General features: G+C 59.7%; 1 protein-coding gene. It reads right to left on the minus strand.

Going from position 1 to position 238, the window contains the following annotated elements:
- Positions 1 to 30: 30 nt before the first annotated feature.
- Positions 31 to 238 (minus strand): hypothetical protein (locus tag KVT28_RS26745; RefSeq protein WP_217551339.1); only part of this gene is annotated, 208 nt, incomplete at its 5' end.

Consider the following 238-nt stretch of genomic DNA (forward strand, 5'->3'; position numbering starts at 1 on the left):
GAAGCCAACGCCAAGGCATTGATTGCGCGCTCACTGCGGCAAGGCCTCTGTCGCGATCGGTATTTGAGAATTTCGCAGACTTGCCCAGTCGACGGTGTAGAGCGGTGGCGCGACGACGGTGTAACGAGCGCGCATTGCCTTAAACGCGCCTCCCTTTAAGTCGAGCTGCCGTTGGTCGAGCCATGCCGATTTGACGTCGAATTCGACTTCCTCGAACTCAGGCACGCGGCCGGGTTCG

Origin of the sequence: Pantoea sp. GbtcB22 (genome assembly GCF_019091025.1) — a bacterium.
Lineage (GTDB): Bacteria > Pseudomonadota > Gammaproteobacteria > Enterobacterales > Enterobacteriaceae > Pantoea > Pantoea leporis.